Source organism: Tropicimonas sp. TH_r6, assembly GCF_033101155.1.
In the GTDB taxonomy this organism is placed as follows: Bacteria; Pseudomonadota; Alphaproteobacteria; order Rhodobacterales; family Rhodobacteraceae; genus Tropicimonas.
This window is the reverse complement of record NZ_JAWMPX010000023.1, coordinates 17,790-43,842: the sequence shown is the minus strand read 5'-3', so window position 1 is coordinate 43,842 and position 26,053 is coordinate 17,790. Positions and strand designations below refer to the sequence as shown.

19 protein-coding genes are annotated in these 26,053 nt (G+C 53.0%); 10 read left to right on the top strand and 9 right to left on the bottom strand.

The features are described 5' to 3' along the window. Positions 1-56: 56 nt before the first annotated feature. The 3 genes from R3X27_RS18950 to R3X27_RS18940 all read right to left on the bottom strand — a co-directional run bounded on the left by R3X27_RS18950 (position 57) and on the right by R3X27_RS18940 (position 4,800). A complete protein-coding gene (locus R3X27_RS18950) occupies positions 57-2,501 on the bottom strand; it encodes a DEAD/DEAH box helicase (protein WP_317710453.1) in 2,445 nt (814 codons plus the stop codon). Between the two features lies 1 nt (position 2,502). After that, positions 2,503-3,270, bottom strand: coding sequence for a Hachiman antiphage defense system protein HamA (locus R3X27_RS18945; RefSeq protein ID WP_317710452.1), 768 nt, complete (start codon positions 3,268-3,270; stop codon positions 2,503-2,505). Positions 3,271-3,969: 699 nt separating this feature from the next. After that, positions 3,970-4,800: a hypothetical protein gene (locus tag R3X27_RS18940; protein WP_317710451.1), complete on the bottom strand. Its 831-nt coding sequence runs from the start codon at positions 4,798-4,800 to the stop codon at positions 3,970-3,972. Between the two features lie 75 nt (positions 4,801-4,875). Here R3X27_RS18940 and R3X27_RS18935 point away from each other — a divergent pair, with 75 nt between their 5' ends. Genes R3X27_RS18935 through R3X27_RS18915 form a run of 5 tightly spaced genes read left to right on the top strand, consistent with a single transcriptional unit; the run spans position 4,876 to position 10,927 of the window. Next, positions 4,876-5,583, top strand: coding sequence for a hypothetical protein (locus R3X27_RS18935; protein WP_317710450.1), 708 nt, complete (start codon positions 4,876-4,878; stop codon positions 5,581-5,583). Further along, positions 5,580-7,538 carry a transposase family protein gene (locus R3X27_RS18930; protein WP_317710449.1) on the top strand — a complete coding sequence of 653 codons (1,959 nt, stop codon included), beginning with the start codon at positions 5,580-5,582 and terminating at the stop codon, positions 7,536-7,538. Before R3X27_RS18935 ends, R3X27_RS18930 begins: the two co-directional genes overlap by 4 nt. Continuing rightward, complete coding sequence (locus R3X27_RS18925; protein ID WP_317710448.1) at positions 7,535-8,506, top strand: TniB family NTP-binding protein; 972 nt, start codon at positions 7,535-7,537, stop codon at positions 8,504-8,506. The genes R3X27_RS18930 and R3X27_RS18925 overlap by 4 nt, the downstream gene beginning before the upstream one ends. A 7-nt stretch (positions 8,507-8,513) precedes the next feature. Further along, positions 8,514-10,418, top strand: coding sequence for a TniQ family protein (locus tag R3X27_RS18920; RefSeq protein WP_317710447.1), 1,905 nt, complete (start codon positions 8,514-8,516; stop codon positions 10,416-10,418). Continuing rightward, positions 10,415-10,927, top strand: a complete 513-nt coding sequence (locus R3X27_RS18915; protein WP_317710446.1) for a hypothetical protein — start codon at positions 10,415-10,417, stop codon at positions 10,925-10,927. The genes R3X27_RS18920 and R3X27_RS18915 overlap by 4 nt, the downstream gene beginning before the upstream one ends. 94 nt (positions 10,928-11,021) lie before the next feature. On the opposite strand, the gene R3X27_RS18910 is transcribed toward R3X27_RS18915, so the two are convergent. Further along, complete coding sequence (locus R3X27_RS18910; protein ID WP_317710445.1) at positions 11,022-13,079, bottom strand: hypothetical protein; 2,058 nt, start codon at positions 13,077-13,079, stop codon at positions 11,022-11,024. A 341-nt stretch (positions 13,080-13,420) separates the two neighbouring features. Between R3X27_RS18910 and R3X27_RS18905 the strand changes: the two genes are divergently transcribed. Then, positions 13,421-15,196, top strand: a complete 1,776-nt coding sequence (locus R3X27_RS18905) for an ATP-dependent nuclease (protein WP_317710444.1) — start codon at positions 13,421-13,423, stop codon at positions 15,194-15,196. An 801-nt stretch (positions 15,197-15,997) separates the two neighbouring features. Continuing rightward, on the top strand, positions 15,998-18,115 hold the full coding sequence (locus tag R3X27_RS18900; protein WP_317710443.1) for a DUF262 domain-containing protein: 2,118 nt from the start codon (positions 15,998-16,000) through the stop codon (positions 18,113-18,115). Here R3X27_RS18900 and R3X27_RS25685 read toward each other — a convergent pair. Next, the gene (locus R3X27_RS25685) at positions 18,064-18,540 is read right to left on the bottom strand and encodes a WGR domain-containing protein (protein WP_411572514.1); all 477 of its coding nucleotides are present in this window, start codon (positions 18,538-18,540) and stop codon (positions 18,064-18,066) included. The genes R3X27_RS18900 and R3X27_RS25685 overlap by 52 nt on opposite strands. A gap of 314 nt (positions 18,541-18,854) precedes the next feature. Here R3X27_RS25685 and R3X27_RS18895 point away from each other — a divergent pair, with 314 nt between their 5' ends. Further along, positions 18,855-19,058, top strand: a complete 204-nt coding sequence (locus R3X27_RS18895) for a hypothetical protein (RefSeq protein ID WP_317710442.1) — start codon at positions 18,855-18,857, stop codon at positions 19,056-19,058. Positions 19,059-19,655: 597 nt separating this feature from the next. On the opposite strand, the gene R3X27_RS18890 is transcribed toward R3X27_RS18895, so the two are convergent. Beyond that, positions 19,656-21,095, bottom strand: a complete 1,440-nt coding sequence (locus R3X27_RS18890; RefSeq protein WP_317710441.1) for an AAA family ATPase — start codon at positions 21,093-21,095, stop codon at positions 19,656-19,658. Between the two features lie 197 nt (positions 21,096-21,292). Beyond that, complete coding sequence (locus R3X27_RS18885) at positions 21,293-21,673, bottom strand: hypothetical protein (RefSeq protein WP_317710440.1); 381 nt, start codon at positions 21,671-21,673, stop codon at positions 21,293-21,295. Positions 21,674-22,202: 529 nt separating this feature from the next. Here R3X27_RS18885 and R3X27_RS18880 point away from each other — a divergent pair. Both R3X27_RS18880 and htpX read left to right on the top strand, forming a co-directional pair. Next, entirely contained in the window at positions 22,203-22,928 is a 726-nt protein-coding gene (locus R3X27_RS18880) for a hypothetical protein (protein ID WP_317710439.1), read from the top strand. 215 nt (positions 22,929-23,143) lie between these two features. Beyond that, positions 23,144-24,043, top strand: a complete 900-nt coding sequence (htpX, locus tag R3X27_RS18875) for a zinc metalloprotease HtpX (protein ID WP_317710438.1) — start codon at positions 23,144-23,146, stop codon at positions 24,041-24,043. Positions 24,044-24,126: 83 nt separating this feature from the next. On the opposite strand, the gene R3X27_RS18870 is transcribed toward htpX, so the two are convergent. Both R3X27_RS18870 and R3X27_RS18865 read right to left on the bottom strand, forming a co-directional pair. Then, entirely contained in the window at positions 24,127-24,357 is a 231-nt protein-coding gene (locus R3X27_RS18870) for a hypothetical protein (RefSeq protein WP_317710437.1), read from the bottom strand. A 156-nt stretch (positions 24,358-24,513) separates the two neighbouring features. Continuing rightward, positions 24,514-26,046, bottom strand: coding sequence for a hypothetical protein (locus tag R3X27_RS18865; protein WP_317710436.1), 1,533 nt, complete (start codon positions 26,044-26,046; stop codon positions 24,514-24,516). Positions 26,047-26,053: the final 7 nt, after the last annotated feature.

Below are 26,053 nucleotides of genomic sequence, written 5' to 3'. Positions count from 1 at the left end.
TTTGAGCAGCGCGAAGAAACCGAAATTGTACTGGAGCGGCTACAGGTACACCTCATCTAGTCGATGAACTCGTGTCGTATTCCCATGTGAAGCGCGGCCTCAAAAACCAAAATCTCGTTTTCTCCCTCGTCCCTCATCTTTTCGATCAGTTCCGGCTGCAAAGTGATAGCCTCGTCGCCTTCGGATTCCTCCACATAAGTTCCGTAGCTGTCGATGAGGCGTCCTGCCAAGGCGGAGTTGAAGCCATTGTTGATGAGTCGGATTTTTTCGAGATTCGTGGTTCCATACTTTATTTCAAGGTATAGCCGCTCCGGAATTTTTTTCAAATCATTCAAGACTTCCACGAATTTTAGCACATGATTGTCAACGATATCTTGCTCCTCTTTAATGCGAACAATCGCCAAGTTTACCCTCTGCGAGTGCGACTTTTCGTTTATCCGGACCCAACTTTCCCTGTGAGAGCCTTCACGTGCGATTTCGCCCCATCTGCCGACGTAAACCTCGTCGACATCGGACTCCTTCCAGTACCGCAGGAAGTTCGCAATCATCTCAGAGAATGATGCATTATTGATCCTCCAATCTATCAACATGGCATAGAACTTCCGGGCGTTTTCTTCTTCTAAACGTCGCACGACATCGAACGCCCTATGCTCCTTGAAATAGGGAACGAATGCTATCGAAACCAATTCGAGAATGAGATTGGATGTCGCCAGAGGTACTACGAATCCGTTCAAAATCTCCTGCATCGCAGCTTCATGTCGCAAGACATCGATTTCTGAAATATTATTGAGCAGACAGGCCCTACCAACTTCTGTTGATGGCCGGGCAACGTCATTGCCTGTTATGCCTGGCGACATTGCTTCGAGGAACTCGTCAGCTTCTCTTTTTTCTTCAACATCTTCGTCGTCGATAGCTTTAGCATCTAGCAAGACATTTTCAGTTGGCTCTTTCAGCTTGGCATCGACCTTTGTCACACCACGCAAAAACTCTTCAACGTTAGCATTGGCCGGCGAAAACCTGTCGGAATTAAAAACAACAACTTCCGGCTCTAAGAGCTTCAGGTCGCCGCTTTCAGCATCAAATATCTCACTGAATCGACACACTCTTCCCACTAAGTTTCGGAATTGAGGTTGCGTCAGATTTCGCAAACCTTTCTTTGTTTCCAAGAGAAAAATTTTCTCCGCAGGTATGTTTACGCCCTCTAACAAGGTCGAATTGCAGATGATGTAACGTATGCAATCTATTTCGGAGAACGCTCTCTCTGCATATAATCTAACAATATCGGGAACTGCTCCATGATGGTATAAAACCCCTTTCCGTAGCGCTTCAACCAATAGGTAATCAGAGTGCAGAAACTCGGCAATATTCCTACAAGCTCTTTCAAGTGCGCTAGACTCGACAACGGGCAGTTGCGGAGTGAGGTTCGTTGCGAATAGCTCAATCCTCTTTGGTAGGTTGAAGAATATGATGTTTTTTCGAGCTGATCTTTCGACAATGAAAGCTTCCTCAGTTGGCGCGAGCTTATCCGTCAGTTCCCAGAACCTGTCGAAGTATTGGTCATAAGTCTTCATCTTGCCGCTTCGAAAGTCGGCAATTGAGTACCGCTCCGATTTCAGGTTCTCTCGAACTCTATAACTCGTCGGAGTTATGTCTGTGTAACGCGGTCGGATGTTTTCTTCGTTAGCCAGAAACGGGGTTAGGAACTTGATTGCTGAGCTTGGACTTTTTTGTTTTTGCAAAATTACTACCTTCGCAAGTAGAAGCTCCCGTTGTCCATCTCCAAGGAGGTTGTGAGCTTCATCAACAAAAACTGTGTCAAAGCGGAAGTAAGGGTGTTCTGTGAAAAACCTTAACAGTCTCTCCTGCGTCAAAACTGCTATTATCCGCGTTTCACCGCCGTGATACATTTCTGCATGTGTGATAACTCGCCTAATGTCTTCCGGTGGCATCCCACTTAGAATGCGTTGCTTTGTCTGAGCAAGTAGTGCTTTTGTGGGCACTAGGATGCAGATATTTTGGTCTAGATTGCGGTTGCTGTATTTGGATATCAACTCCGACTTTCCGTATGAAGTCGGCGCAACTATCAGTACATCTTGATCATCATTTTCTTTGAAGAACGTTCCAAGCTCAATTTGTTGTTCAGTAAACACCGTGCCATCAACTTCGTATTGGCTCATCAGCGCACTAAAGTAATTGGGAAAAAAATGTTCTTTGGCTTCGTCCAGCAAGTTTTCTGTAGACGCACGCTGAACGATTGGCATGAAGCCTCGTGACAATGAAACGTCATACAACGGTTTTAGGTCTGAGGTGTGATTGGAGTACATCACGATGATCCTGTACCCTAGCATCACCGAGTGCTCCTCTGGCTCATTTAGCAGCATCACGGCAATAGATAAGAGAGCTTCCTTCTCTTCGTTGGAAAGCTCTTTTCGATCCATTAGCTTTCGGTACAGGTCAAAGAAGTCTGAATTTCGGATGGTTCTTAGAGGAAATTTCGCCATTCTACGTTTCGTGTCTCAAAAAGTTCTCCACGGCTTGGAAAGTGCTTTTTTGAATTGAGAGGGAGATCAATTTTGCGAATTCGCTCGCGTTTAAATGATGGGAGTGGCTGGACTTAAAGTCGTCGATCAACGCGGTCTCTTTTCCTCCAAAGTAACAGACCGCCACAAGCAATGCGTTGAAATCTTGGCTACGATTGGATTTGGAAAACGCGCCCTCGGCATAGCTTTCGAGCAACGCTTCGATCTTGTCTTTTAGATTTCCAGACGCCATGGCTACAGATGCGCCGTTAATTGCGTTCATCCAAAGTGTCTCTCTTGTATCGTTCAGATTCTCCACCAATCCGCTTTTTGCTATTGAAAGTAAGGCGCCCAGTTTTTGAGCGCTGGTTTGGGTTGTAGCATTTCCAGACTTCACTTCAGCGAACCACAGTTCGTTTGACTCGTTATTCATCAAGACAAGATCAAATCCTTTTTTGATCGACCCTTCCTCTAGATTGAAATTTGGAGACACCGGCTCGTATGCACTAAAGTAGTGAACAAACATGACATGAGTTAAGAGCTCGCCGATCATACCTTTTTTTGTGTTGACGGTTTTCGTATCGTATCGGTTAAAGAATGAAGTCAACGTACCTTTATAGGAGTATATTGCGCTCGTCTTCCTGGCTCTTGCCACGCCATGGCAGATCTCAGTAAGTCGGTTACGTAGAAGTGCTTTCAACTCATCTGACAAGTACTCAACGACAATATGTACGCAGCCATCATCCGTCACTTCGCATGTAGTTCCTAGAATTTCGAACTCGCTATTAATACTCAATTAGTCACTTCCACTTAATCTGTCCTTCGAGTTCTACCTTAAGTAGCATCGCGCTGGAAGGGTTACTTGGGAGACACTTTCTGTGCATGAGACGGTCGTGAACTCTCAATTTCAACAACTACCGGCTGTATGTCCGTTCTGCTTAGTTGTGAGCTGTAGCTTAGCAACTACAGCAAAGGTCTGCTTCCCGCTCTTCTTGGTCGTGACTCCAGATATGCATCCATCAATCTCGCGCCCGCAGTGAAGGTTTGCCCTGTCGTGCGTAACCCTCTTACGCGGTTTTCGCGCCCACTTCTTCTTGTTCCATCCCAAGCTACGATACATGAGGCTTTCGCCCAGTCAGGCCACACTCTGTCGCGCGATATTGCTACGGCCTTTGGCTACCCTTGCTCGATCAAGAGGTCTACCTCGTCGGCCTTGGCTTCCTTGAACCAAACCGGTTCCTGTGTTTTTGAGACAGCTAGGTATCTCGGAACGAGGCAAAGAAGCGCGTCGCGGCAGAGCTGGCATCCTAGTATAACGCATCGATCCTGGCGCGAAGGTCTTCGGCTCTGATTGGGCAGAAGGACTAGGTAGAGTGTGCGTAGCTCTCAATTGGGCTCGGGTTGAAATCAAAGGCCTTCATTGCCTGTCAGTCCTACACCGTCTGTCGCACTAGGGATCTGAAGTCTTGAAGTCTTCTAGATGCTTGCCGCCTTGCTCAGGTAATGTCGCAAAGCGGATGCCTTCGAGGCCCAGCTTGTCACGTAGCTCCGCCACAATGCGCAGATCGTAGCCAGAACTCTCTGGAACAATCAGAAGCACTTCTGGCACGAGTTTCTGTAGAAGGTGGAGGTAACCGAGGGTATTGATCATGAAGTGGCGGTCGACCCTCGCACGGAAAGACCTAACCTCAATAGCGATCCGCTTCTTGCCATCGATCTCGATTACATAATCGGGACTAATCGGATCAACGCCCTTGCCTGGTTGGACTTTCGTCCTCGATCCACCGAAGAGTGCTTCTGAATACTCGTTCAGAAACCGCTTTACCTCTTCGTCGAATGCGCGTGCCCGGTCTATGGAGGAAGGCGACGGGGGTTTGCCGTCGAGCTTTCCTTCATTTCGCTTGGCTCTCAACTCATCATAGATCTCTTTCAGTTCGACTTGCCCGAGGAGCCCTTCGAAGACTCTTGGAGCAAGTTCGCCAGCCCTCGTCGCGTCCAACTCATCTATTTTCATAAGGAACATGACGAGTGTCATCCCGAGTCCGGTTTTTCTCTTTTCGTGCTCCTCAGGAAATCTCTTTTTTAGCCAGAGGCTAGATTCAAGCGGGTTCTTCAACGTATGGGGCCGCTTTCCCCTCAATGCCGCAACATGTTGTATGACCTCGTTCGGAGTTTTGAACCCATAGACCTCCGGTTGCTGCATCGCTTCTGCGAGGGCATCGCCAAAATCGATCCAGTTTCCTCTTTTTGCGACGCCTTCAAGGCCGTTGCGTTCTTGCATCAAGTCATTGCCATTATTATTGGAGCCTCCAATATTGGGCTATTATTGGCAGTGCCAATATGTTACTCGGTTTCTATGACCGACAACATCACACCAGAGCCACCAGCCAGAGAAGTAAGTGGTCCAGGCAAACAGAAGAAAGGCGTCTTCGCGCATCTTCCAAAAGCCAAGGGCTTGATCGAAACCGAAGTCGTCAACGAGATGACCTGCGGCTACTGTCTGGCGCTTGATCCGAGGATTGTCAGTTTTCGGCCCCAGCCTTGCACATTCGACATGAGCACAGGAAGGGCCTATCCAACAAAGAAGGAGCTTTTCTCCTTGTTCAAGGGGACTGGCCACTCGCCGATCCCTTACACTCCCGATTTCGAAGCAAAAACCAAGAATAACCGGCGCGTTTTCTTTGAAGTCAAGCACATGTTTTTCCTCAAGAGAAACGCTGACACCTTGTTACTTCCGGAGTGCTTTCAGGAGTTCGGATGCAGACTCGTCGTTGTCACCAACGAGCTGTTAAACAAGGCCTTGGAACATAATTTGCGGGTGCTGCGTTCGTACTACGGCCAAGCCCCAACACCCGAAACACTACAAAAACTTGCCGCAACTCCCGACAAGAAAATCCGCTTGCAAGAACTCAGTGGCGTCGTCGGGATCCCCGACGATGAAATCATGCGCGCTGTCCTTTCCGGGCAGCTATCGGTCGATCTCAGAGCTGCCCGAATTGGTCGCATGTCCCTGGCAACCGTCGTCGGGCAGGACAAAAGTCATCTCGAGATCTTGCCACTATGAAAACTGAAGCGAAGATGTATATCGGTTGGCACGTGCTCGTCGATGAGCGCGACTACACCGTGTCGGAGATCTCCGTTGGGCACGACGCAGTCACGCTCGTGGATGGCGACGGTGTCGACAAGACGATCAGAATTAAAGAATTCCGCGATCTGGCCGCACTAGAGCTTGCCTACGATCCTGACGAAAATGCGAACGACCGTAAGACACTGACTACAACCGAAGCGCAGGAAGTCGTACAGTTCCGCTTGTCGGTCCTAAAGAGAACAAATTCGCTTCGTTTTGGTGACCAACTGATTTGGTCAGCCACTCTTGCACAGTTGGACATCGACTTTGCGGATCATCCAATTCGGTTGAAACGCGGCCGCCCCTTTTCCAAGCGGACTATTCAAGAATGGCAAAGGAACTACCGACTCAAGGGGGACGCTGGTCTTCGCCCCAAGACCAAGAAATGTGGGAATCGGACGCCACGGTTTGACGAGGTCTTCGAAGAAATCACTCGGGACGTCCTCGATCAGTCTTTCTTCTCGTCCGACCGAATGACGATCACCGAAGCATGTAATATCATTCGAAAGCGATATCAGGATGCCTGCATCAAAGCAGGAATTCTCCCCGGCCCGTGTGGAGTAAAGGCGGTTCTTTCGATCATCCGACGTTTGCCTCACGCAGATGTCGTGAAAATGCGGCTCGGTTCAGGAGAGGCCAGGCGCCAGTACCTTCTTGCAATGCAAATCCAGAAGGTCAGTACGCCCCTTGAGCGCGTGGAGATCGACTGTACAACGCTGGACATTTTTTGCACGGATGACGAGGGAGAACCCATTGGTCGCCCTACGGTGTGCGTTGCCCTTGATTGCGCGACCGGAGTTCCTCTCGGAATGCAACTAGGGTTGGGTGCCCCAACGCAGAGCCTCGTTGCCCGAACCCTCAAGGAATGCATGTCACCAACGGATTCCGAGTTCTTTGACAAGCACAACATCGAGAACCGACACTCGTCCTTCGGAAAACCTCAAGTGGTTATCAGCGACAATGGTTCAGAGTTCTCAGGCCTTCTCATCAAAACTGCATTGGTTTCTTCTGGCATTGAGTGGAGAAAATGCGTTCCGGGCCAGCCTGACAAAAAACCGTTTGTGGAAAGGTTCTTTCTGGAACTCAGCAGGTTCATCACCCGGTATCCGGGTGCGACGCAGACAAAGTGCATTCCGGCAAAGCGGCGAACGGAAATCGCGCAGAAAGAAGCTTGCTACACACTCCAAGAAATCGAGACCATTCTCCAAGTCTGGCGCTACGATGTCTACCTTCGCAAGAGCAGGCGAAGGGTCGAAAACGTCCTGCGGACCCAAGAAGCTCCAATGCAATCGTGGGATCGCCTGAGCAGGGAGACCTTTCTACCACTTGCTCCGACTCTCCACCAACTTCGTGGGATGTTCATGGTCGACACCGCAACACGTGTCGCTCAACACGACGGAATCCGTTTCAAGAACATCGTGTACGCATCTTTTGAGTTGGCGAACTACCTGAAACGCGTCGAGTTTCCCTGCGAGGTCAGGTTGCGGATCGATCCCAACGACATTCGTGAAATCGCGGTCTACGACGAAACTCTCAATGAACACTTTTTTGTTCAAGCGAAGGACGAGGACTGCCCGGCAATTTCCTTCGACGAACTCGACCGGATCCGAAGGCACTGCCGTTCAATCGAAAACGATGAGTTGGATTCGGCCGCGTTGGTTTCAGCCATGCAACTTGAAGAAATCTTCAACCCCAAGGAGGGAAAAACTGCGCTCAAGCGGAGACATAATCGCGCGCGTGGCAGAGCACGTCGTGATGAAGTCATTGAAAAGACGCTTGAGAAAATTGATCCGAAGAATCTCCGGAAAACTAGCTCTAAGGCGCCTGCACTTGGCTTCTCGATGCCTTCGAACCTTCCCTCATTCGTAAACTCCGGAACCAAAAACAGATGAACCGAGACTTGATCGTGGCCTTGGACAAAACTATTCGGCATGACCGATACGAGCGTGCTTTGGCGCAGATGATCGAAGCAATCGAGCTTGCGGACCAAATGGGCGGGGCAGTGATCCCCTTTCTCGGAGGGACACGTTGTGGGAAATCCCGTTTGCTGGAGGACCTCCAATCGCAGGTAGGCAGGATCGTGAAGACGCCCGGTGGGCTCTTTGAGGTCTCGGACTTTGCCCTTGGAACAATCGCCACGAAGCCCAATGACCGTACTTTGCTCCTATCAATGATGGGAGCCCTCGGAATGGGCGGAAAGCGGGGTCAGACGGCTTCAGAGCTGCAATCGCAAGTCGACATGGCCTTGAGAGACAATGGGACACGCGTGCTGGCTCTCGACGAATGCAGCCACTGCGCTGAGCGCGGGGCGCATTTGTCCAAACGCGGCGCTACTGACCACTTCAAATGGCTGGTAGACCGCACTGGATTGACGCTCATTCTCTGCGGTCTCCCAAAGTTCCAGGGGTTGGTCGATGACAACGAACAGTTGCGTGATCGTTCTTTGGCAACGGTATACCTCAATCCGTATGCGTGGGAACGAGACGAAGACCGCACAGCTTTCGCTGCGGCCGTCAGCCAAGCACTTAGACATTTGAACGAAGCCGGTGCGCTACTTGACTTCGACTTTGAGGATGTCGTGTACCGTCTATACGGCCTCTCCGGCGGGCGCGTTGGCGCCATGATGAAAGTCCTTCGTGGGTCCGTTCACTTCATGCGAGATGGCGTCATGACGTCACAGTGTATCGCGAAGAGTGCCAAGGCCACGTCTCAAAAAGAGCTCAACTCGGCGCGGTTCTTTGGAGAAAACCGCCCGACGCACAATGATCTGGTCCGATCCTACGTTCGCGTAATGCAGGAAGCCGGGCTGGAGATCGAGGTATCTTCGATCACAGAGCTCAGCTTTGTTGCTGCGGAGTAGTGAACTGATGCTCAAGTCCGTTCCACCGCGTTCAGACGAAAGTCTGCTCTGGTTTCTGCGCCGGGTTAGCCGTCTGAATGCCTATCCTGAGACGTCTTCATTCCTTTCGGACCTTGGGTTCCGCTATGGGCGAAAACTCTTGTCGGAGTTGGATTACATCGCAGGCCAGATTGGTGTTGACGCCGCAGACTTGAGAAGCATTGCTCCGGCGAATGCTCCAGATCGTCCGGCGTTGGATTGGAAGTTCGACCGCCTGTATTCCGATCCTGTTTGCCCTTCCTGCCTGCTAGAAGGTGGTCCTTCCAGGCTATCATGGCGGAACGCAATGGTTAGCGCGTGTTGCGATCATGGAATTAGGCTTCAGGACGAATGCCCACGTTGTCATGAGCAACTCACGCCAAACTCCGGGGGACTAGAGACATGTTCCTGCGGATTTCGTTTGAAGCTCCTTCCCGTTGAGAATGCCCCTTCGCATGAGATCGCAATCGCACGACTGATCGAGAACAGACTGCAAGGTGACGAATCCGGAATCCCCGCCGAGTACTCTAACGTCGTGCCCGTGGATGTAGGCCGTTTCCTCCATTTCCTGGCCAGTGGCTTCGCGGCAAACCGAGCGGGAAAGGAGGGGTTCACAAAGATCCCAAGAACGGTGTCCGATACCGTTGCTCTGTTCGAGCCGGTAGCCCCGCTGCTCAAGGACTGGCCCGAAGGGTTCAGGGCACATGTCAAGCAGCGGCTTGCAGAAGGCGACCCGTCGGCTAACTCGGCACCTGGTCGATTGGGGAACTGGTATCAAAGGCTGATGAAGTTCGATCACCCTGGGTACGAACCGTATCGCTCTTGTGTTGCTGATGTGATTGCCGAGGCATTCGACGGGACGTACGCCGGGGCCAATGTCGCGAATGAGCAGCGGGTCTGGATTCCGGCCACGGAAGCGGCGAAACGGCTCGGCGTTCGCAACGAACGTATTGTGGCCGCCGTCACTGGCGGCAAAATCGGCGGAAAGTTCGTGAACAGTGGATTGGGCCACAGACATACGATTGTGCATTCGGAGACTATCGAGGAGTTGTCGTGCAACCGACGCCGATATCGTTCGGCCAAGGACGTCCAAGAGGTCTTGGGAGTTGCCAGTAGGCAATTTCAACTGCTCGTCGAGGCAAAGGTCTTCACGCAGACGCCCTGCGACGCCCTTCCAGCACTGGTTGATGGTCGTTTTGACCTGTCAGAAATCCGGGGTTGCACCGAAGCAATGCGGGGTTCTGCAACGCCGCATGATGGCGAAACCGTCGCGTTCAGAGACTTGAACCTGAGGAGGACCACGGATCGGGCGGCCTTGTTCGACGTATTCCGCGCGATCTTTGACGGCTCCCTCAAAGCAGCTTCCGCGCCCTCCAATGCCTGTCTAGGCGAGTTCCAGTTTCCCAGTAGCGAAATCGAAGCCACCCTACGACAGGGGCGCCACTCCATCGATTGGACGGCACATGACGTGGCTAAGATCACCGGCTGGAAACACCAGGTCGTGACACAATGGTGTCGACTTGGGCTGATAGACGCGCGTGAAGTTCCGCACGGCAGATCAGTGGCTTATCTTGTCAGTCCGGAAGACCTAGCGCGCTTCCAAAGCGAGTTTGTGCCGTTGGGAACCCTGGCGAAAGCGCGACAGACGACGTCTCGCAAGCTTCTGGCTGACTTCGCAGTGCGTGGTGTTCCCACATTCGGATCTGAAACCGAAGGTTCGACTAGCCGTGGTCATCTGGTGCGCCTCGGTGATCTCGCTGTAGTCGGTCGAGAGTTGCTGGAAGACCCTACGAAGGCGGCGCCAGCAACCCGCAGTGCGGCCGAGTTCGGACGTTTGCGGCGCACAACTTCGAAAGAAATCAACGGTGACAAGCATGAAAGGTTCCAGAATTGACCAAACACCTCAGATCATCGAAGCCCCTCAATCCAGACAAACGCTATCTCGGTCATCAGGAGCGCTTTTCGTTCCCGCTGGCAAGCAATCGGGGACGTCTAATTCTTGACGTCTTTGCAGTGGATGTCACTGGGGAGGTCTTTGCGTCTCTCTCGGATAAAGCGAGCGGCGTTTCCACGGCAGGGTTCCTGGAGAAGACAGTTCTGCCGGTCTACGTGCGCCGGGGAATTCGCCTCCGGGCTGTCCAGACCGATGCGGGAAGCGAATTCTCCAAAGGCCACTTTCGCGATCTGCTCGAACGCGAACAAATCACGCAGGTGATCCTGGCGCCTGGCGGTTCATCTGGGGTCAGCCCTAGCGAGACCTTTACTCGCGCGTTTTACGCCGAGTTCTGCGATATGGGGCGACTCATCAAAAGGTATCGTTCCGCGTCGGATCTACGTGGGGATTTCGACATCTGGTTGTCTGCCTTCAACAGCCAACGGAAGCTCAAGCGGCGCCTTATCTAGCGCCACCAGCACCTGTGGCGCGAGTTAACATAAGTACAGATTATCGGGCACAAATACTCCTGCGGGTCGTTAACTTTTTTCTTGGTGCAAGGAGTCACTGGGCCTCTGCTTCCAGCTGAACACGAAACCAGTAATCGCGCTCCGGTGAGACCCAGCGATCACATAAGTGGCCATTCGAATTGAACTCTAAATGCAACTGACAATTTTCGGTATCAACATCCAATTGCTGGAGGAGTGCGTAGGACGCCAAATGGAAATGAAGGTGGGGCCTGAAGCATATTGGGCTGTCTGACGTGCCCTGTCCGATGAAGTCACTTCCAGTTTGCAATTTGTTTTCCAAATACCCAAAGGCCTTTTTTGCCTCGGCGTCAGTCCCAGCCGCGTAGGTTCCACCGTAATTTGCGGCATGATCGAGTTTCGACCACAAAACGATTATCTCAGCCAAGTGATTCATTTCGTCGCCACTACAACAAAGGCGCTCAAGCGTAATGAGGCCGGACATCCTTGCTAAATAAACAGACTTCTCGGGGGTTTTTAAAAGCTCCAGACCTCGAGCGGATCTACCGTGCATTACGGCGGAAGAAAGATCATAGAATCCGCGAAACCGATCTTCCTCATCAAAGGCTGCGTCGACCACATTTTCAAGATTTAACCAGGAGGTTCGAACATCGCCACAGTGATCCAACGCCCATGCTCGACTGGTCTCCTCAGAGTACTTCGCTTGCGTAACCAAGAAGTTGGCAAGAGTTTGAGATATCTTCGTGGCTTCGGCTTGGAGCGGTGACGATGCTTGAACTTCTTCTGCCAATTTGTCCAATGACGGACCAATTTGCTTCGGCAACCATCTAACCAATGCTCTGTGTTCGACTAGCGACCTGACGCAAAGCCAGGAGGCAATAACGTTTCCCTTTTCCACTTGACGAACCAGTTGCTTCTTAAAAGCTGAGGCTTTTGTGAGATCGAGCAATACGGCGAGCTCGATAGACATTGCGTTGAAGCGAAGCCAGTTGCTTTGATCGTTGGGGGTGGGCGCTCCGCCTGGAAAAACTGCGGCAAGCCTTTGTTCCGCATTGCGCGCTGAGGCAAAGCCTAGAATGTCAATGGGTCGTGCGCCGTCCCAAATTGCAAAGGTCGATTCAAGCGTGCCTGTTTGTAAGCCTATCTTCGAGCGAGGCAAATCTTCCCAAAACTCTGGGCTTTTTTGAAGACCAATGAGGTCGTCGTGATCAAGCCGATCTTCAGCCAGCCATTTTTTGAAGACTGGCAGTTCGAAGCATTTCGAAGAAATTGAATCCGGACTACTTCGTTGAAGTTCCGGCAGAACTCGCGTGAGAAGTCGACGCACCGTCCGGGGCCAAGAACTGAAGGAGCGACCTCGAGCAGGTTGGGGTTTCTCATCTATCGCTCTCTCCGACCAAGATAGATCGAAAAAGGCATCATAGACGGCTACTATCGCGCCAAGTAACAAATCGGCTGCGGCTGCGCTTTCTGGATAAAGTGCGGCTATGTGGCTGCCGTAGTTTGGATGAACGTAACTATTGAGCGACCTTCGGGCTCTCTCAAGTGCGGGCATTTCCAAAGCTGCTGATCTCACCTTTGGCCAGTCTGAACCTTTGAGAATAGTATCTTGCGGAAGCTCTCCGATGGAAGCCCAGGCGAGCGAGATAAATGAGTCTAGGCGCTTCTGGTCCTCCACTGCACTAGAGCCAGAAAGCCGAGCCAACTCATCAGAATTTAGCTCGAGGGTATGAAGGCGCTGAAGTTCTTCGCACATCGTTCGCAGGACAAGAGCTGCGAATAGAAGGTCGCCGGAGTCCGACGCATCATGGAGTGCGTTTTCAAGGAAAATCCATCGTGGCCAAGCAGTGGCTTCTAGGATTGGCGCAATCGTCGCGTGAATTCTTCGTATTATTTCTGGGCGTCGCCCAACATCCTGTGGTGGTTTGCCGTTCGCCCATACACCCAGTGCCATAGCGGCATCGACGACGTGCTCCCGGTCCCAGCGATTGGTCCAACGCGGAATTTGATGGTTGCCTTTTGAGCGCCGCACTAGTCGTGCATCGGCCCGTTGAAACTTCTCTTCAACTCCATCCAGGCTTTCCCAGTGTGTCCGCCAGATAGGGAACAAAGTCCTGCGAGATTGATTGCTCATGCTTGGATCGTCTTTCGATGCTATCGGGCACTAGGGTGGAAAGGTTGGCTGGCGCCTTCCATCGTCAAGTCTATGTTATTAAGGTATTGTTCTGTGCCAGGGAAGTCGTTGGGTAGCGATCCAGACTCAACATAGGCGCCCTTACTGTTAAGAGCTCTCTTAAGAACCCGAGCTCGACAAAACCTACGGGCGAGCGTCATCCAGTTGCTGCTCAAATTATGGCATATCCTGCCATTTCGGACGCCATCCCTCGCAGCGGGCTGCATCAACGATGCAACTTCACATTGAACTCTTGCAACCGATACCTGAGAGTGCCCTCGCCGGATTGCTACGAGGGTGACATGCACCGCATTTCAAAGGTTTCCATAGTGAACTTCAAGTCTGTTCGTGAAGCGGAAATTCCGCTTGCGGCATACACGCCATTGGTTGGCTACAACAACGCCGGGAAGACGAACATACTTCAAGCACTGTCGTGGGTGATCAAGAAGTATTCATTGCAGATTTCCGATTTCTACAATCCTGAGGCACCAGTATCTGTCACCGCTGAACTTTCTGGTATTAATGCGGACGTTCTGGAAGCGTTGGAGCAGAATCATCGCAATCGCATAGAGCCGCTTGTCGTAGACGGAACAATCACTCTGCGAAGAACACAAACGTTACCCGGAGCGTCCGTCAGCCAAATTCGGCTAGAAATCCTCCAGGTTCAAGACGGCGAAGAACAGTGGGTTGCGAACCCTGCTGGCATTGATCAAGCAATTGGCCGGATGTTCCCGGACCCGATCTTCATTGGCGCCATGGAGAACGCGACCGAAGACGTCGGGAAGTTCGCCTCCGGAACAACGATAGGTAAACTGATTAAAGAAATTATCGGACCGGTAGCAGAACGAAATGCCGATCAAGTCACAGATGCTCTTGCGCAGGTTGCCAGCCGACTTTCTGCTGACGGCGAGGAAAAGGATGAGGCGTTGGTCGATCTCGACGCTCAGATTCAAACCGAACTCGGTCGGTTCTTTCCGGGGGTTGTCGCGAAAACGCATATCCAAACACCCGAGTTCTCCGACTTCTTGAAGAGCGCGACCATCAAGATTTACGATCAGCAGTACGACCAAGGTACAGGACGTGACGCTTCATCTTTCGGTCATGGAGCGCAGAGGTCCGTGCAAATCGCGTTGGTGAAGTGCCTTTCCGAAGTTCGGAGACAAGCCGTTGCCAACGAGGCCCGTACAACATTGCTGCTAATTGACGAACCCGAGTTGTACCTTCACCCACAAGCAATCGAGGTAGTAAGAGCGTCATTGAGTCGCCTTTCCACAGAGGGGTATCAAGTCGCCTTTTCAACCCATTCGGCCAACATGATCGCGAGGTCGGATGCGCCCAACGCGCTGTTGATCCGTCGCTCACAGGAAAACGGTACAACGTGCTTCCCTAGGATCGCTGATGCCGTAAGAGGCGCGATTGAGGACGCAGACCACCAAGCGGCAACTCTATTCGCACTTTCCAACTCCACTCGTGTTCTGTTCTCCGAAAAAGTTGTCCTTGCCGAAGGAAAAACCGAGCAAACCCTATTGCCGGACTTGTTCCAACACGAAGCGGGCTGCTCATTCGAAGAAGACAAGCTAGGATTAGTTTCGCTTGGCAGCTCGAGCGATGTCCCTAAGGCACTGCCCGTACTCGCGGCGATGGGTATCCCTACTAAGGCGGTTGTGGACTTGGACTTCGCGTTTCGTCCGGCGATCCAGAACGGATTAATTGCAGATGATCATGCTGCAATTCAAGGATGCAGATCGATTTTGAACCGCCTGAAAGCTGATGGCCGGATTGACTTGGCTGAAGATGGTTTCCCGAAGAAGTCTGGCGAAATAACCGCAGCCAAGGCATTCGAACTAATGGCTTCTGAGACGGAATCCCGCGACCATATAGACGCTATCCAAGAACATTTTGTGCAGCGAGGCATATGGGTTTGGACAGACGGGACAATCGAGACTCACTTGGGGTTGGAGGCAAAAACGGCTTCTGCGCACAGCAACTTTTTGTCCTCGTTTCAGAACGAAGCGTTTAGAGACTCGCTTCCAAACTACGAGAACGTTCGAGAGATGTTGAACTGGCTCAGGCAATAGGCGAATAACTAGGTCTCCAATCTGAGCGCGCGGATGAGGGCTTCTTGGCGCGTTCACATAACTGGCGATTACGCGATCACGAAGCATACTTGGAGCTTTCGGCAGCCGTTGACTGAGCGCGGCCCTAGTGCGCCCATGATCCGTCCGAAGAGAGTGAAAGTCGCCGGAAACTCCGCTTACCAGCCGTATCCCTCGATTGATTGCCGCTACTCATGACCGGCTCGGCGAACAGCCGTGAGGAGCCTACTGTACACAATGCTGCGATCCGCACGACGGCGGCCATGCCGACCTTGCGGCCCTTCGCTGCAACCGCAACATCTCCTGCCGTGCACACCCGACCCCGGATCACATGGAAGAGGACCGGACGCTCGCATGGCATCGAGCCAAGGCCGGAAGCGCGGACGAAGCTGCCTATCATCTACCCAATGCCAATGGCCGCAGTCAGCCCGAAGCAGCAGCGCCTCGTCGATCCCAAATACTCGATTGCTGACATTCGCTGCGCCGCTGTTGAACGGGCAAGTTACCGGACGATGCCGCCTTTCATGAAGTTGGTCGTACCGACTCTCACTGAAAATGCCTGTCGCCCTGTGTTGCATGTCGAACATCAGCTAAACCTAGTCACCATCAATTGGCGGCTTGAAGGACCAAGACCCGTAGGACGATTAGACACGGCAGATGTACTTGCTTACGTCGCGTCCACATGCTGGATTGCAAGAATACCATACAAAAAGATCAATCTTGAGTTCCCAATCACGCGCCAGTGCCCCCTCAGCATCGCTTCGGTGCGAATCGGAAAATGAAATGAACAACCAACCAAAGCCAGACTCCAAGACCTACCATGATCTGATCTCAGAGATTAAAAAGGGGATCATCAAGGTCCCGAAGTTTCAACGCGACTTCGTTTGGGACATTTGGAAGACGGCTGGTCTTTTGGATAGCATTCTCAAGGGGTATCCAATCGGAACCTTCATCCTGTGGGAAACAGACCAAAGGATAAATGAAGTCAAGAACATTGGCAACCTTGACCTACCCGAAACTCCAACTGGGCAAAACGTGCAGTATGTCCTTGATGGACAACAAAGGATCACTTCTTTGTTTGCCGCGTTTCTTGGCGCAAAAATCCAAAAGGTCGGCGAAAGAAAGCTCACCGATTACAAGGACATTGTAGTTAACTTGTCTGATGATCTGGATGAATCCGAAGATCGGATCATTACGGTCAAGGGCGAAGCAGATGTTTCAGTTAGCCTACATGATGTTTTGCATTTTGACTATGCGATGTCTAAAAGGCTCTCTGAGAATGGCCTTTCGGACTCGCAGATAAATAAAATTGACCAATACTCGAAATCATTTTCAACATACGCCTTTTCAACAGTTACATTGAGAAAGAGCGACATAAATTCCGCTATCGACGTATTCACTCGAATCAATACGGGCGGAAAAATTCTTACATTATTTGAAATCATGTCTGCCAAGACCTACGATGAGGCGGCTGGTTTCGACATGCAGGTGCGATGGACTGAATTTCAACAGAGACTCAATGACCGGCAATACGAGAACATTGCGCCATCGGTCATCTTGCAACTATTGAGCCTTCGTCTGAGCGAGACGAAGGAATGCAAGCGAAAGACAATCCTTATGCTGGACAAGGCCGACATACTGGAGGCATGGGAAGCAGGGCTGTCGGCGATTGAACAAGTTGTCGATTACTTTCGGACCGTCCTTCGTATCCCAGTATCGCAGCTACTACCTTACGACACACTCATTGTTCCATTTGCGTACTTCTTTATGGCAAATGGTGAGAGCCCAAACGGAAGGCAACGCAGGTTTCTTGAGGAATTGTTTTGGCGATCTGCCTTCTCTTTCCGGTATTCTAGCGCAGCGGAGTCCAGGCTCGCTGCTGACATCAGAAGAGTCGATAAGATTATTGAAGGCGAACGTCCGTCCTATCACGATGTTCGGCTTTTCATTGATTCTCCTGATGCAGTCCGGGAAACAAACTTCTCAGCGGGCAACGCGGCCTGTAAGGCAATTCTCTGCATTCTGGCATATCAAGAGCCAAAGGACTTTCACAACAATGCAAGGGTTCTTCTGGACAACTCTTACCTGAAAATTGCGAGCAGCAAGAACTATCACCATTTCTTTCCTAAGGCGTTCTTAAAAAAGAGCAACGCGCCCCAAGGCAATTCCATATCCAACATTACGTTGGTAAGCGCCGATCTGAACAAAAATAGGATTCGAGCAAAAGCGCCATCTTTTTATCTGGTCGAGTTCCATGAGGACAATTCTGATCTGAAATCGACTTTGGCAACTCACTTAATTGACATCGATCATGCGTCCGTTATCCAAGACGACTATGCGGCATTTTTGAAGCATAGATCTGAAGTGCTCTATGAAGAGATTGCGAAGCGCATCGATCCGCCCGCAACCGCTCCGGAGGGTGATCCCGTTCACGAACTTATACTGGAGGGTGAGGGCCAATTGATCGAATTCAAGTCCTCGATGCGCTACGACATGCGGACAGGCGAAGTTAACAAGAAACTTGAGTACGTAATTGCCAAGACGGTAGCTGCGTTCATGAACTCAGATGGCGGCAAGCTCCTGATCGGCGTTGATGACCACCGGAACTCTCTTGGTCTTAAACGTGACTACTCGACTTTGAAGAAGGCTGACCGAGACGGGTTCCAGCTTCATCTCAGCAACATCCTCGACAAGTATCTTGGTAGAGAGGTAATGAAGCTTTGGAACTTGAGCTTTCCAACCTATGACAACAAGCAGATATGCCAAGTGTCGGTAAGGCCAAGCAACCGACCTGTCTTCGTAACCTTTGAGGGAAAGGAGAGCTTCTTTGTCCGTAAGGAAGGTTCGTCTCAGCCATTAAATCGTGCGGAACAGCACGAATGGAGCAAAGATCGATGGTAGCTGAAGACATATTTCGCTTTCGGGGTGAATGTCCGCTTTCGAGAATTCGAGGTGACTTTGGAAAGCCTGCTTCCTGCACGTAGCTGCCGTCCATTGACTGTGCAGCATTTGAGAAATTGGGCTCTGACCCGTCGTTCGCCGCGACTTCCTGGAACGTCTGGTGTGGGGCTGAGGCTTGATCCTGAGCGATTGCTGCACTTGCGATAAGGGGCACTCGCGGCAACGGCGAGATTGCGCAGTAGACAGACGTCAGTACCCCGACTACTCGTAGCCCGCTTCGCTTTCTGCATATGCAGATCAAAACGGGCGACCTTTGCCTCGGATTCACTGCCAAACCAGTCGGTTCGAAGCTGGCCTGCACCTCCGACCCGGCCCCAGTTGCGCACAAGTCCCCAGTCTCCGAAGAGTCCCCGTACAATCTCCATGCGGTAGAAGCGACTCAAATTGGGCTCGGCTCGATCCTCGTCAAATGCATTTCCGTAGAAAACTCTTACTTGCTGATGCGACCAATGCCGTGGAGGCCAGTTCCTGAAGTGCAACGTCTGCTGACGACGCGAGTCTATCATCCAGGTGTGTTTTGAGCAAAGGCTGGTTGCAGGATTCAGTATTGAGCGGGATGCGCCGTTGGCAAGGCAATCCGGGCTCAAACCCATTAATCATTAACAATCGATGAACTTGAAATATCCAATTTTGCGAAACATAGTCGATATTGCACAGGTTGCGCGAGGAGACCTCAGAAATGCTTGACTTTGAAATGACCGCAATTGGTTTCGCCATTCTCTTTCTGACAGTTCCGTTCATCATGAATTTTGCAATGCGCCGCACCGTGATGTCTGTTGAGATCAACGACCCTCGCCTCCAGGAGCGGCTGGACGAAATCTTTCTCGAAACTTGTGCCGAGCAAGGCTTGAGGAAAATGACCTCCGTGGCTTCAGGTCGCTGATCGCCGGGTTTGGTGACTCGCGATCAGTAACGGAAGTTGGCCGCGCAAATTCTACGACCAAACACCGCTGAATATGGGAGGATTACCGGGCAGCTATGCGCATTCAACGGATTGTTCGACCAAGTATTTGAACGGCAGAGGGGTCCGCTGTCCCGACCTTGAAGATGGCCGCCGCAAACGCCCGGTTCCCGCCGCCTTTTCTAGTCCGGTTTTATCACGGCGAATCCGGTCGTTTCATGCGTTCGAGTACCCACACCCTCGGCGGCGGGGCCCAATCGCTCGGCGCGTCAGAATATGCTCCGACTGTCGTTAGCCCACGCCAATACATGCCTTCACAGTCAACGCAGCAGAAAAGGCCCAGGTTCTGAACATGCCGCGGACAACCGCGCTCGACGGAGCGTCCACAGGCGACACAGTAGCCAGGATAGTAGGTTCTGGTCACCTTTTCTTTCCTTTGGATTCAGGGGGCGGTCGGGTTCGTTCCGATCCAGGTGACTGCTCCGTCCCTCGATTAGGAGTTCGACCGAGACCGACACTGGAATGAAGACTGTGGAAAACAACTGAAGCGCTTGAGAACCGGTCATGGTTGCTCCGTCCTCACGCATGCCCGAGGTCTTGCTGTCGTTCGTCCAGCAAGAGTTTCACGAGTTCAGACAAACAGCGGATCGACCGATGCCTTGACCAGGATCCCTCAAGATACTCAATGTCCTCCGGAGTAATGACCAGAAAGCGTTCGTCGATCTCCAGGTCGCGCGCATATTCAACCACCATGTTGCGGATGATCGTCCTGATCTGGTCCGCAACGGGCGGAGGGATCTCGCAAACCGCGCAGCGCGATAGAAAGGTGCGCGGGATCGGTCCCAGGTCGTTTGCCGTAAAGATCCAGGAAATCCCACTGGCGTCCACGTTCGAACTGACAAAGCGTTCATAGTAGGTACCCGCTTCGACCGGTTCCAAAAGGCCCAGAAATTCAGCCCAGACGTCACCGTTGTGGCCCGGTCGCACCTTGTCGATCTCGTCTATCATCACGAGCGGGTTCATCACGCCGGCATCTGCAACAGCCGTGGTCATGATACTTGGAAACGCGCTGTTGTATCCGGCTGATACCCCGAAGATATGTGCATCGTTGTGCCCAGCTACAGTTCCGACCGCGACATGCACATCCAGAATTCGCGCCAGTTCCCGGCATAGCCGGGTTTTTCCGGTTCCGGCTTCACCGACCAGAATGGTGGGTCGAAGATGGATCCGATCATCTCCGAACTGATACCGCCGACGCAGATTTCGGTGGATCGTTTGCAGCGCATTGGCTGCATTCGGAAATTGCGCCTCAAGGCCCTGCACGGCGTCGAGCTGTTCAGATGTCATGCGCGCGTAGTGGAGCGGACGAAAGACATTCTCCAGCTTGCCACGGAACTGGTTTCGAAGCCCGTGCGGGAGATCGTCCTTTTCCTTGGCCACGTAGCGCGCGCCACCTTCCGGTGTGGCGGCGACCTTTTGTGCTGCAATGATGGTATCCTGCTCCCGCACAACCTCCTGGACCTCGGTCGCATCTTTCGGCCGACGATTGACGATGCCGGCCCGCAGGTCCTCGATTGGCAGCCTCACCAACAACTGTGCCAGGGTGTGGTGGAACGCAGGAATGCTGTCCGAACAGCTGATCCAGCCACGCAGGTCCAAGGCCAGCGCAGAGCCTTCTGGATCGTCCTCGCCAGTGATCTTCCTGGCTTCAGTCAGGGCTTCGTCGTTCCGTCTCTCGGCGCGCGAGCTAGTTTCGAGGGAAATCTCACAATCTGAGGCGGTTTCAAGAACCATCTTCGCCAGATGCTCAAGCAGGAAGAAGTGTGTGTGCGCGAACAGTTCTTGCAGCCAGTCAAAGTCATCCGGCTCCCCGCCTGCCCAACGTTCGATCTGCTCCCGCCAGAGTGGATCGTCTTTCGGATCGCTGTTCGGATCAACATATTGGCCTTGGAAGAGGTTTGGATCATCGCCACCGTCGTTTCCTGCCAGACGCAATTCGGTATCTTCTTCATCCGCCATACCGTTCTCCTGCTTGGGAAGTGTCGGGAAGCCGGAGTATCTATCCCAGTGGCTGATCCGATCTCGTGTCAGCGTTGGGAAGGGTCCGATCAATCGTTTTGCGACGTCCCAGCTTTGTCGGGGAGCGTCCTCGCGCGCCCATTGGTATTCGGCGAAGCCGACTGTGCAGAGGAGGGTTCATGTAAGTTGCCACCTGATCACTCGCCTTCATCCGAAGTCGGATCCGCAGGATCGTCGAATTCGTACTCGCCGCTAAGCATCTTGGCTCCGAGTTCCAATGTCTTGTCCGACAGAGCGCGAAAAACCGCGCGGGCATCGACATACTCGACGTCGTCCATCAGGTTGAGCCGGTTGAGGATGTCGGCATGAACCTCGTCAAACACGCGGAACTTCTGCCCCGTCGCCACCTCGAAGACCCTTTCGGATCCCATTTCGCTTCTGGAAATCCGGCGCCCGTCCCAAAGCAAGGAACAGTCGTTTTCGTTTGAGATCAGAACGCCTTCTGCCTCACCTGCCAGTACTCTCTGTTTCAATTCCTCAACAATCTCGATGGTCGAAGCTTCTGAAAAATCTGCCATTTCGTCTCTCCTGGTGCACCATGCCCGGACGGTCGAAACCGTGTTGAAATTGATCAGACATGGGTTTGGGGATGGTAGGAGGCCCCGGACTCGAACCGGGTCAAGAACGCTCATCTGGCGCCAAAGGGGGTATAAGTCCCTCCTGCATACCCATGCTGCCTCCCGCAAATTGCGGTTCGTCCCGACTGTTGTCAGGCCGATATTCGGTGGCGGCGTATGGTGATGCAGTTGGTCATGCTCAAAGGCTACCGGGAGCCGGACTTGCCGGTCAACCTGCGCAGCTAGGACAGCCAGGATTGTGAACGCTGCCGCGTAGTTCTGGTCACCTTCGCGCGTAGTTCCGGTCACCTTCGCCTGAAATGTTACAGAATCCGGTCGCGGACCCTGACCTGCGCTCCCCGTATCTCGACGCTGACCGGCCAGCAGGGAGCTTCACAACGGGCACCTGTTCGCTCGCGCCGTTGCGGAACTGGGTTGCCAATCGACGCATTTGGCCCAAGATCGCCGGCATCATCTGCTGCGAGTTCGTATGATCACTTTCAACGAAATTCACGACGATCAGCCTGAACTGGATAACTCTCCGCTCTTGCGTGGTGCGGAAGCGATATTCTGCTATTTCGAAGAGCACGGGCCAATCGGGCTGACCAAAGCCATGGCATTCAAGCGCGACTTCGTAACCTGGGCCGTCCCGCGAATGGGCTGGCCGGGCTACTCGGAGGCCGAGCTATACGCCGTCAACAAGGTGCTGAACGAAGACGACGTTCCGCCGCTCGAACTGCTGCATTTCCTGTTTCTCGAGCTCAGGCTTGGACGCCATTTCAAGGGACAATTTCGGCTCACGAAGGCTGGGCAGAACCTCGGCACGACGCGCGGAAAGCTCTTTGGTGTCCTGACACCGTTCTTTCTGTTCCATGTCGATCACTCCTGGCTGGAGAGATTTGGGAGCAAGCCGGTCGGAAAGTGGGAAATCTGGCTGAACGTGATCAATGTCGAGGCCGAGCGGATCGTTTCCGGACGCGAGTTGTTCGAGGTTTTCTACGGAAAGCCGGCCATTGAAGGCGTTGGTGCAATTCGGGAGGAGAGCGCATTCTACAGTGGCGTGCTTCGTCCGCTCGTCTGGAGCGGCCTTCTTGCACAAGTTGAAACGGAGATGCCGGGTCGATGGCGGGATGCATCCTATGCGAAGACCCCGCTTTGGTATGCGGTTCTGACACTGGATACAGACGCTGAACTCGCTCGGCTAACACGCCACTGACCATCAGGCGGCTTTGCTGAAGTGGGTTTCGTCCCCAGTATTTCGCCCCATGCCTGATCACTGGCGACAGTTGCTTTGCAAGGTCCGGCGGCAAGGGTGAAGACCTGGACCAGCAGCGCGAAACCGTGATCATCGGACACGCGACACCGATTGTGCCAATCAGATACGTGCCTATATCCGATCACAGGACCAATTCGTGTCGGGAGACTTGATCCATGGGATACCTGAAGACCGCGATGCTCATGGCGGCAATGACCGCCCTGTTCATGGGCATTGGCTATCTGCTTGCCGGTTCGGGCGGCGCGGTTTTCGCGCTGATCGCCGCGAGTGCGATGAACACGTTCTCCTGGTGGAACTCGGACAAGATGGTCCTCAGGATGCACAACGCGCGGCCGGTCGACGGCAACGACCCGCATGGGTTGGTGCGGATGGTGGCCGATCTTGCCGACAACGCAGGTCTCCCCATGCCGGAGGTCTACGTGATTGAGACGCCACAACCCAATGCGTTCGCCACCGGACGCAACCCTGACAATGCCGCGGTGGCCGTTACGACCGGCCTGATGCAGCGACTGTCGCGCGAGGAACTGGCCGGTGTGGTAGCCCATGAGCTGGCCCATATCCGCAACCACGACACCGCCATCATGACCGTTACCGCCACCTTTGCCGGTGCCGTCACCATGCTGGCCAATTTCGCACTGTTCTTCGGTGGACGTCGAGAGGGCGGGCCAGGGTTGCTCGGAACCCTGGCGCTAATGTTCCTGGCGCCACTTGCCGCCGGGCTGGTGCAAATGGCCATTAGCCGTACGCGGGAATATGCTGCCGACAAGGCCGGTGCAGAGATCTGTGGCCACCCTCTATGGTTGGCCAGCGCGCTCGAACGGATCCAGGAGGGCGCCAGCCGGATCGATAACGACGCCGCGGAGCAAAATCCGGCAACCGCCCATATGTTCATCATCAATCCGCTGCATGCCCATGCGCGCGATAGCTTGTTCGCAACACATCCATCGACCGCCAACCGTGTGGCCGAGCTGCGGAAGATGAGTGGGGGTGTATCCGCCGGAAAACGTCGCCAATCCAAATCGAGAAGCAGCTCGAAGTCGGGACCTTGGGGGTAGCGGCGACGCAGAACATGCCGACATGTTCTGCTGGTAACGGGCACCAATCGGCTTCTTGCGAAGTGGATCTGTGAAGCGGACTGCTATTCGACGATCTCGGTCGCCATCCGGCTGCTCGTCAGTTCGTCTTCCACCAAAACGTAGATTTCGTCCGGGGGCGTGGCAAGGGAGTGAACGCAGCCAACATGCGGAAAGAGTTCTACCGTGTCAGTCTGGAAAGAAGTTGAAGATGCCGTAAAACGGCTATCTCCAAGCAACAATGAGGTTCCAGTATCTGTGCCTCTGGTGACGTCAATGGATGGCAGAGTCGGCATCGCGATCTCCTTTAAGGCTCTCGGTTCAGGTCTCGACCGAGGGGTAGAGCGGCTTTCCCCATTCGTTATCTGGATTTGTGAAATGGTCGCGGCAGGTTCTTCGCCCCCCCGAAACCCGCAGTCTCGTCCAAAGCCCATTTCGCCCCAAGCTCGACCTTAAACTTGCTCCGGGCCGATGTATCCCCCGTCAGGATCACGGTGAGGTGCAGGTGGTGCATCGGGTAACTCATCCGGCGTAATCCACTCGGGAAGGTCCAAATCCGAATGTGACAGGCCCAGAGCGACCAGCAGTCTGCCACAACCTTTTCCACGTGCTTCGGACAGATCGACTTCTTCGTCGAGTTTGAGGTCGACGACATCGAAGGTCGTCCTGAATTTCGAGTTCTTGAGGCTGTCTTGTGCCCATGAAAATGCGGGACCAAACGGCCCGAAGTGCCGTCCCCCGCCGATCAAGAACATTGGCATCCTTCCATCCCACGCAGGAGCGTTGTGTCCCACCTTCTTGTGGGATTCGATGATGGGACCGCAAACGAAGCTTCCAATTGCGTTAGAGAATGCCCGCGACGTCTGTTTGTCGTGGGCGTACACTCGACCGATCTCGGCACCGTATTTCTGAACATCAGCGGCGTAAATCAGCAACTTCGGATCTCCATCGCGCGGTTCAGAATAGCCGAAGCACACGCAATCCACGGTTAATCCGCCGATATCGGCAAGAATGAACTGGCCCGTCCTACGGCGATTGGACATGAAGAAACCGAGCACAGCACCGATGAACTCTGGCACCACAGTTACCGGAGGCTGGTTGCTATAGGCTTCCCAAGGCTCAAGAGCCAGGGCCCCCTGAACACTTTCATTGGTTATTGGATCACTTCCAAGCGCTAGGTAAACGGAAGCTTGGCAGCACTTCTCATAATCATCGAAGACGTCGCTTTTGGTGTAACTCTTCGCCGGAAATCCGAAATTTGCACCGACTCTGATTTCATGTCGATCAAGCGCCTTGCCCAGCTTTTGGGATACCCAACCTAGTGCCTGTCGGATCATCAAGGCCTGATATGCGACCAGCGCTTGTCGCGTGAACCAGTTTTTTGCCTTGCGGGCTTCACTGTTCGAGACCGACATGAAGTCGACCTTGATCTGATCATGAGCCTGTGCGCCAACCGAAGGAACCAGCGAATAGCGGCCAAGATCATCCTGCCACAGGACGCTTCGCCAATAGTAAGCGACACCATCGGCCTGAATACACTTTGGAGCCGGTATCGCGTAGGATCCCAACCCTTCTTCGTATGGGAATCGGAGTACGACCTTTGAACTCGTCGAACCGAGATCAAAACCTACAACTAGGTCCAAAGGCGGCCTATCACGGTTCCCTCGTAGCCTACCAAGCAGCCCTGCATCCCGAGAGGTTTCGTTAATGAGGCGCGTTCCAGCGAGCAACCGTTTTGAAAGCACTGCTTCGGCACCTAGGTCGGGACTGGGAAGCGGATCCACACGCTGCAACAGGGCACCGTCGGAGGCGATGTGTTCCAACTGACGTTTGGTATCCTCGATGCAGGGCATTTTCGAAGGAACGATCTTTCGCGGAACGGGTTTGGTGTCAGGGTGTGAGGCACCACTCCTATTCTTGGCTTGTTGACGCTGAATTATGTCGAGCAGCTTCTTTGCGTTTTCCGATTTCCTGGGGTTCTTCATCCGCCCC